Here is a 7,397-nt window from a genome sequence, read left to right on the forward strand (position 1 = left end):
GCCGCCGATGCTTATACCGCCGAAAAGGAAGCGGCGGCGCAGGCGGAACAGGATCGGCTGAAAGCTGAGGAAGAAGCCAAGAAAGCTGCGGAAGAAGCGGCGGCATCCGGCACGGAACAGCCTAAGGAAAATAAGGTCACAAAGATCGCATCCGGCTTTCTGGGCGTGGTGGTGCTGATTGCGCTGGTGGCTGGCGGCATTTTCTACGCTTTCACAAAGCAGAAGCAGAAAAAGCAGGCCGAAAAAGAAGCCCTTGATCCCGATGCAAACTACACCGAGGACAAGGGCGATTTTGAGATTCCGACCGATGTGCCGGACGAGGACGAAGCCCCGGACGAGCAGGACACCGAACCCATCTGATTTCAAGGCGGCATTTGCCGCCGTACATATTGCAATCAGAAACAGATTGGAGGGATTTTTATCGCAAAATTAGTCGTGGCGGAAAAGCCGTCCGTAGCCATGTCCTACGCCAAAGTCCTCGGTGCAACCAACCGACAGGACGGTTATCTGGAGGGCAACGGCTATCTGGTGAGCTGGTGCGTGGGTCATCTGGTAGAGTTGGCACCGCCCAACATCTACGATGAAAAGTACGTCAAGTGGAGCATCGCAGATTTGCCCATCCTGCCGGAAAGGTGGCAGTATCTGGTGTCTGCATCCACCAAAAAGCAGTTTGGCATTCTGAAAAGACTCATGCACCGGGCTGATGTTGATACTGTGGTGAACAGTTGTGATTCCGGACGTGAGGGCGAACTGATCTTTCGACTGGTCTATGAGCAGGCTGGATGTAAGAAGCCTGTTTCCCGCCTGTGGCTTTCCAGCATGGAGGAAAACGCTATCCGAGAGGGTTTCGCCCATCTCAAACCGTCAACTGAATACGATGCGCTGTACAATGCAGCACTCTGCCGGGAACGCGCCGACTGGATGGTCGGCATCAATGCGTCCCGGCTTTTTTCGTGCCTGTACGGTCAGCCGCTGGCGGTGGGGCGTGTTATGACCCCGGTGCTTGCCATGACGGTGGTGCGAGAAGCCGCCATCGCCGCCTTTACCCCGGAAAAATTCTACACGGTGGATCTGGAACTGACCAGCGGCTGCACGGCATCCAGCCGCCGCATTCCTGAAAAATCCGTTGCTGAAAACCTGTTGAAAGCCTGTCGAAAGGAGATGGTAGCAACGATCCAGCGCATCACCCGCAAGGAAAAGTCCGAGAATCCACCACCACTGTATGATCTGACCACCCTTCAGCGAGATGCTAACCGCTTGCTGGGGTACAGCGCACAGCAGACTTTGGACTATGTACAGAGCCTGTATGAGAAGAAACTTACCACTTATCCCAGAACTGATAGCTGCTATATCACCGACGATGACGAGGAGATGCTGGAGGAACTGACTGAGGAGTTGGAGGGTTTTCTCGACATTACCTCGGCAGATGTGGACGAGGCTGTGCCTCGGACACGGCGCACCGTCAACCGGGAAAAAGTCACCGACCACCACGCCATTCTGCCCACTCGCAGTATGCTGCAAGCAGATCTGGACGCACTGCCCAAGGGCGAGCAGAACGTCCTGAAGCTCATCATCGCCCGGACGCTGATGGCGGTGAGCAAACCCTTCCGGTATCTGGAAACCCTGCTGACCACCGAATGTGCCGGGGAGGAATTTACCGCCAAGGGCAAGGAGGTTTTGGAGGAAGGCTGGAAAGCTGTGGAGCGCAAGGTGCTGGCAGACATCCTGAACCGGAAGCAGGAACTCACCGCCCTGCCCAATGCGGCAGAGAACGAGTGCGGCATCCTCAATGCCGAACTGAAAGAGGGCCAAACCTCCCCGCCGAAGCACTTTACCGAGGATACCCTGCTGCACGCTATGGAAACCGCCAGTGCGGATAGTATGCCGGAGGGTGTGGAGCGTCAGGGCATCGGCACCCCGGCAACCCGTGCCGCCACCATTGAAAAGCTGGTGCAAAAGGGCTTTCTGGAGCGCAAGGGCACCAAGAAAACCAAGGTGCTGCTGCCCACGGATAAGGGGAAAGCGTTAATCACCGTGATGCCCGAAGAAATCCAATCCCCGGAAATGACCGCCGACTGGGAAGCAAAGCTGCTGCAAATCGAACGTGGCGAAATGGAGCCGAGTGAATTTATGACAGAAATCAATACGATGATTACCGAACTGGTAAAGAACACGGAAATGAAAAAAGGAGTGAATGCGCTTATGAAAAACAAAATCATTGGTGTCTGCCCGAATTGCGGTGCAAATGTTGTAGAGCGTGAAAAAGGCTGGTTCTGTGAATCCAACCCTTGCCGTTTCGTGCTGTGGAAGGACAATGCGTTCTTTAAGCGTCTGGGTAAGCGTTTGGATGGCCGAATGGCGGACAAGCTGCTGCGGGATGGCCGTGTCCGGCTGAAGGACTGCAAGAGCGCCAAGGGCAAGACCTACAATGCAACCGTGCTGCTGGGCACCGAGGCGGATGGCCGCAGCAAGTTTTCTCTGGAATTTGAAGGTGGCTGCTGATGGAGCAGAAAAAAGAAGCGGTTTACCTTATCAACGATGAACGCTATCTCCACCTCCGGGAAAACGGTGCAGGGGTCGGCTTTGCCACTTATAACAAGGTAACTGGCGAGCCGCTGGAAAGTGGGCAGATCTCGGAAAAGAACCTGCCGCCCGATGGCAGGAACGCCATTCCTGCCGCCCGGAACTGGTATCTGTTTGAACTTTCGGACGATGACCGCAAGGTCATCCAACAGGAAAGCGTAAAGATCCTCGAAAACATCCCGCAAGCTGGTATCGGCAGACGGCGCATCTGGGAGCCTGAAACGCTGCCGAAGGATATTCGTCTCATCAACAGCCACTATGACGACCTCTACCGCATTCCCGATGGCGGAGTTGTACAGGTGGATTACCCGGATGGGCGCAGCTTTACGGCACGGGTGGAACATCTGGATGATTATCACTTTGACATGGGCGGTCTGGGCAATGTGTTCCACATCTGCCAGTTTGCCGAAGTCATGGAACGAAACCATGCAGACTTCTACCCGGAGATCCAGACACAGGACGAGCAGGCGGCGTGGGAACTGGGCGGCAAAGGTTACCTTGCCATCCAGTCCTGTGAGGATGGATGGGACTACACCCTCTACCACAGCGATTATTCTGTGATGGACGGTGGGCAGCTGGATGCCCCGGAACTGACCATTCAGGAAGCCCGTGAGCAGATTCTGGAAACTCACCACATGGAAAAGGGGCGACGGCTGTTGCAGGACTACGATGCCGTCATGGACAAAGTTGCAGAAGCCGAGGAACTGAGCGCAGATCACCGCACTTCCACATTGGAAAAGCTGGCAGCACTGGCAAGTGATACGTCTGCGCCAAAATCCTCTGCACGTTCTGCGCCAGAACTGTGAGGTGGACGATGCAGCAAAAATGGAACCAGAATTTTGACGGCGAACCCATGGCGGACATCCCGCAGAAATTTCTGAACGCAGGGTGCGATGTTTATATGGTGATGCAGCTGCGGCATGACGAAAAAATCTTCGATGAAAGATTTGCTTCTATGCGGGAGTTGAATCGTCTAGGCAAAACGCCCGACCCGGAGCATTACGAGGTCACCTACTATGCTGATCTGCCCGCCATGTGGCAGGATGTGCCGAGCGACGAGGTTTTGGAAGAACTGTTTCAGATGTTCAACCTCTCCCGTCCGCAGGATTTTGAGGGACACAGCCTGTCGGTCAGCGATGTAATCATGCTGAATCAGGACGGGAAGATTTCGGCGCATTATGTGGACAGCATCGGTTTCAAGGAACTGCCGGGGTTTCTGGATAAAAAGCAGGAGCGCTCTTCTGTTCTGCAAACTCTCAAGGAGAAGTGCGATGCCCCGGAGTGCAACCCCATCGTCTGCCGGAAAGCGAGGGCTGAACATGAACTTTGACCATGAAGAACTCATGCTGATGATGCTCTACAACTCCGGCACCCGGCTGGGGCTTATCCACGAACTGCGGCTGATGCAGTGCTACCTGATGCCCGATGAAACCGCCCTGCGGGAACTGTCGGAGGGGGTTATCGAAAAGCTGAAACTGCTGACCGATGCGGAGTTTGCTGAGTTGGAATTTCCTATGGACTAAATTTTGCCGCCTGCGGGCGGCGTACATATTCTCTTTTACAATGCCATTTGGTGTGGTATACTGAACTCGACAACTCGGAATTTTCTCAGGAGGCTATAAAAATATGATTGGAAGAATTTATCATGTTGGATTGACCGTTTCTGACTTGGATCGCTCGGTTGCTTTCTACAGAGACATCCTTGGACTTGCGTTTCAAGGAGAGATTTTTATGGAAGGCAAAGAAACCGATAAAATGTTTCGCAAGTCGAATTGCAAAGCAAGGGTCGCTTATTTGAACGGTTCTAAGGCTATTGAAACGCCACCGGTCGAGCTGATTCAGTTCGTAGATAGCGAGATCCATAAAGAACAATCAGATTTGTTTACGACATCCATCTCGGAAGTATGTTTCTATACGGATGACATTGATTCTGTCTATAAAACCCTTATCGAAAACCATGTTGAGTGCTTATCTGAACCGCAGTATTTCGACTTTAGAGCAAATGGATTTGGGGAGAGCCGAGCTTTTTATTTCAGAGACCCGGATGGCATTATCCTTGAAATGATGCAAACTCTTTGATAAGAAATCATAGGTATAGGAAATTGCCAACTTCCTGTTTAAGAGGATCAGCCGATGGACAAAACATTTCAGAAATTATTACAGACTGACATTGATCTTTCATCCTTAGGCGTAGAACGCCGTACAGATAACGAACCGTATTTTTGCACACCAAAGGGTGCGTCTGTATTTGGTTGGACCGGTGTGGATGGAATCCACTTCTGTTTTGTTCGTGGCTTTGGCGGTATGGTTTTTGCTGTCAGCCCGGCGAACACATTTCCAAACTATGTTCATCCGTTGGCAAAAAATTTCGCTGATTTTCTGCGGCTACTGCTTGCCTGCGGCGATGTGGCAGCATTGGAGCAGGCATGGATGTGGGATAAGGCACAATTTGAAACCTTCTTACAGGACAACCCTCCCACGCAGGAGCAGCAGGAAACCCTTGCGCTTGTCGCTACGAAATTAAAGCTGATGCCAATGGAGCGGCCATGGGCATATATCAAAGAGCTTCAGGCATCTTTTGATTACAGCAAAATCAAGTACACCAAAGAATATTACGATGTTGTGGACCAGAACGCAAAACCAGCTATCCCGGAGTGGAAAGTCTACTTTGAGGGAAACTTCTGGGGACATTCGGGAAAAGAACGTGCCGGAACAGAAGTCCCCTTGAATCAGCAATTTGAATGGGCCGGGCATCATTGGATCATTCCTGCGGCGTATTCGTGCAGCAAGGGGTTCGTTGTGGACTTTTGTATGCGTACCCCGGAGGAAGACATTCGCAAGTTCATGACTAAATGGGATTTACACCCCGAAAACGACTCTTGTGAATACTTCACGCAGGAGCAGCAACTGCAAATAGATTTAGAAAATCCACTTTGTCTTGACTTTATTCCTCGTTTGGAATTGAACGGGAAAACAATGCTGACCTCCCACGGTTGCTCGGTGGTCTTTAATCCATGTTTGCCAGACGGGATGATCAATGAAGCGGAAGCAAAGTGGGCATTGGAACACTATGATTTGGATACATCCTATGGGTGGATGATTTTTCGGGCGGCATTTCCGTGGACAAGCAAACGCCGTCCTGAAATAAAATCCCTCTCCCTTACGATGGAGCAACGGCCATGCCGTGTGCCGGGACCACATTTCCAGACACACGCTCCCGGTGATTCGTTTTCTTTCCTCCATCCGGTCAGCGGAACAAACTATACATTGACCGTGCAGGAAATAGAGCAACAAACAATTCCTCAAAAGTGTTTCGGTTCTGACCGCTGGGTTTATCCGACACATTTTACCGTCATGCGTTATACGCTTTTCCCTGAATCGGAGGAAGATATCTCGATTTGTGATTGCTGCGATGGAGATAAGCCTATGGAAATTGCTGTGGAGGGAGACTCCTTCACGCCGGAAACCCAAAATAATGCTTGCGTAGGCATTATCGGTGGAGCTGACGGACCAACAGTGATTATGACTGGAGAAAAATCACAAGGCAGGCTTTATGCTGCTTGCTCAGCACTGCACTTTGAGCCGGTTCGGGATGATGTAGAGTGGTGCACAATGTTCAGTATTAAGAATTTTGATGAAACGACGATCAACCTTATATAACAGGAATACGATGACGACTTTCAGTTTGTCGATGGTTGTCAACTGGGATAATGTCATAGGGCATTGTTCCGAAATTTTTTCATAACCCGCAAAAAGTGGGCTTGATAGAATGCTTCCATTCATGCTATAAACTACCATAGATTCCATAAGCGAGTGACCTGAAAAGGCCGCTCGCTTTTTTGTTTACAACGAGATTGAAGGGAGGAACGCTATGCCAAGCAAAACCGAAGAATATCTCGCCCTTGCCCAGCGCACGGCGAATGGTCTGACCCGGTACTGGGAAAGCTGGACGGACTATTTGACCACTGCATCCCGGCTGTACAAGTACCCCTTTGCAGACCAGCTGATGATCTACGCCCAGCGCCCCGATGCCACCGCCTGCGCCGACTTTGACATCTGGAACAACCGGATGAACCGTTATGTGCCCCGGAGTGCAACCCCATCGTCTGCCGGAAAGTGAGGGATGCGCATGAACTTTAACCATGAGGAACTGATGCTGATGATGCTCTACAACACCGGCACCCGGCTGGGGCTCATTCACGAACTGCGGCTCATGCAGTGCTACCTGATGCCGGACGAGACCGCTCTGCGGGAACTATCGGTGGTGGTTATCGAAAAGCTGAAACTGCTGACCGATGCAGAGTTTGCCGAGCTGGAATTTCCACTGGACTGACTTTTGCCGCCTGCGGGCGGCGTACATAAAGTATTTTGTTCTTCCAAAAGATATGCTATAATCAAATTAGACAAAATTCCTCTCTTCAAGCGATTTCTCCGCAATTTTCCTGTGGCTCTGCTCGTATCAAAAATAAGGGACTGAATTTTAATTGTCAGAACGGAGGAACCATTATGGCAATCTTTGAAAAGACCATCTGAAACAAAAACTTTGACAAGCTGCTTCGGAAGCTGGAACAAGAAATCCCGGACAGCAGTTGGTCGGCAGATTTAGAGGCAGGCAGTGATTTCAAAGAGGGCGATGCCCGGTGCAGTGTCCGTGTATTTGAACGGTACAGCATGATGGGCGGCAACCGCCTGAGTCTGACACTGACCCTGTTCCAGAATGGAGACAGTCCGATCCGGCTGTCTGCCATCACCGCAGGAGGCAGTCAAGCGGTGTTCTTCAAGGTGAACACCCTCGGTGAAGAATCTTTTCTGGA

The 7,397-nt window shown here is 51.4% G+C and carries 8 protein-coding genes and 2 pseudogenes; all 10 read left to right on the forward strand.

The window, feature by feature from the left end; all coding sequences use genetic code 11:
* A pseudogene (locus C7J97_RS14300) lies at positions 1-360 on the forward strand (CD1107 family mobile element protein); the annotation flags it as partial.
* Positions 361-459: 99 nt separating this feature from the next.
* The gene (locus tag C7J97_RS14305) at positions 460-2,502 is read left to right on the forward strand and encodes a type IA DNA topoisomerase (RefSeq protein WP_242983537.1); all 2,043 of its coding nucleotides are present in this window, start codon (positions 460-462) and stop codon (positions 2,500-2,502) included.
* Entirely contained in the window at positions 2,502-3,389 is an 888-nt protein-coding gene (locus C7J97_RS14310) for an LPD16 domain-containing protein (RefSeq protein ID WP_113993326.1), read from the forward strand. The genes C7J97_RS14305 and C7J97_RS14310 overlap by 1 nt, the downstream gene beginning before the upstream one ends.
* Before the next feature lie 8 nt (positions 3,390-3,397).
* Positions 3,398-3,913 carry a YodL domain-containing protein gene (locus C7J97_RS14315; RefSeq protein ID WP_113993327.1) on the forward strand — a complete coding sequence of 172 codons (516 nt, stop codon included), beginning with the start codon at positions 3,398-3,400 and terminating at the stop codon, positions 3,911-3,913.
* The gene (locus tag C7J97_RS14320) at positions 3,903-4,106 is read left to right on the forward strand and encodes a transposon-transfer assisting family protein (protein ID WP_113993328.1); all 204 of its coding nucleotides are present in this window, start codon (positions 3,903-3,905) and stop codon (positions 4,104-4,106) included. The genes C7J97_RS14315 and C7J97_RS14320 overlap by 11 nt, the downstream gene beginning before the upstream one ends.
* A 103-nt stretch (positions 4,107-4,209) precedes the next feature.
* Complete coding sequence (locus tag C7J97_RS14325) at positions 4,210-4,662, forward strand: VOC family protein (protein ID WP_005945543.1); 453 nt, start codon at positions 4,210-4,212, stop codon at positions 4,660-4,662.
* Positions 4,663-4,716: 54 nt separating this feature from the next.
* Entirely contained in the window at positions 4,717-6,243 is a 1,527-nt protein-coding gene (locus C7J97_RS14330) for a hypothetical protein (protein ID WP_097840383.1), read from the forward strand.
* A gap of 211 nt (positions 6,244-6,454) precedes the next feature.
* A pseudogene (locus C7J97_RS15105) lies at positions 6,455-6,679 on the forward strand (hypothetical protein); the annotation flags it as partial.
* A gap of 33 nt (positions 6,680-6,712) precedes the next feature.
* A complete protein-coding gene (locus tag C7J97_RS14340) occupies positions 6,713-6,916 on the forward strand; it encodes a transposon-transfer assisting family protein (protein WP_044954185.1) in 204 nt (67 codons plus the stop codon).
* Between the two features lie 218 nt (positions 6,917-7,134).
* Positions 7,135-7,397 (forward strand): DUF6054 family protein (locus tag C7J97_RS15445; RefSeq protein ID WP_242983538.1); only part of this gene is annotated, 263 nt, incomplete at its 3' end.

This window comes from Faecalibacterium prausnitzii (genome assembly GCF_003324185.1).
In the GTDB taxonomy this organism is placed as follows: Bacteria; Bacillota; Clostridia; order Oscillospirales; family Ruminococcaceae; genus Faecalibacterium; species Faecalibacterium prausnitzii.

What these genes read in the sequence shown, in the direction of transcription:
- C7J97_RS14305 (WP_242983537.1), top strand. Translation starts at nt 460, where the DNA reads ATGTCCTACGCCAAAGTCCTCGGTGCAACCAACCGACAGGACGGTTAT.
- C7J97_RS14310 (WP_113993326.1), top strand. Translation starts at nt 2,502, where the DNA reads ATGGAGCAGAAAAAAGAAGCGGTTTACCTTATCAACGATGAACGCTAT.
- C7J97_RS14325 (WP_005945543.1), top strand. Translation starts at nt 4,210, where the DNA reads ATGATTGGAAGAATTTATCATGTTGGATTGACCGTTTCTGACTTGGAT.
- C7J97_RS14320 (WP_113993328.1), top strand. Translation starts at nt 3,903, where the DNA reads ATGAACTTTGACCATGAAGAACTCATGCTGATGATGCTCTACAACTCC.
- C7J97_RS14330 (WP_097840383.1), top strand. Translation starts at nt 4,717, where the DNA reads ATGGACAAAACATTTCAGAAATTATTACAGACTGACATTGATCTTTCA.
- C7J97_RS14340 (WP_044954185.1), top strand. Translation starts at nt 6,713, where the DNA reads ATGAACTTTAACCATGAGGAACTGATGCTGATGATGCTCTACAACACC.
- C7J97_RS14315 (WP_113993327.1), top strand. Translation starts at nt 3,398, where the DNA reads ATGCAGCAAAAATGGAACCAGAATTTTGACGGCGAACCCATGGCGGAC.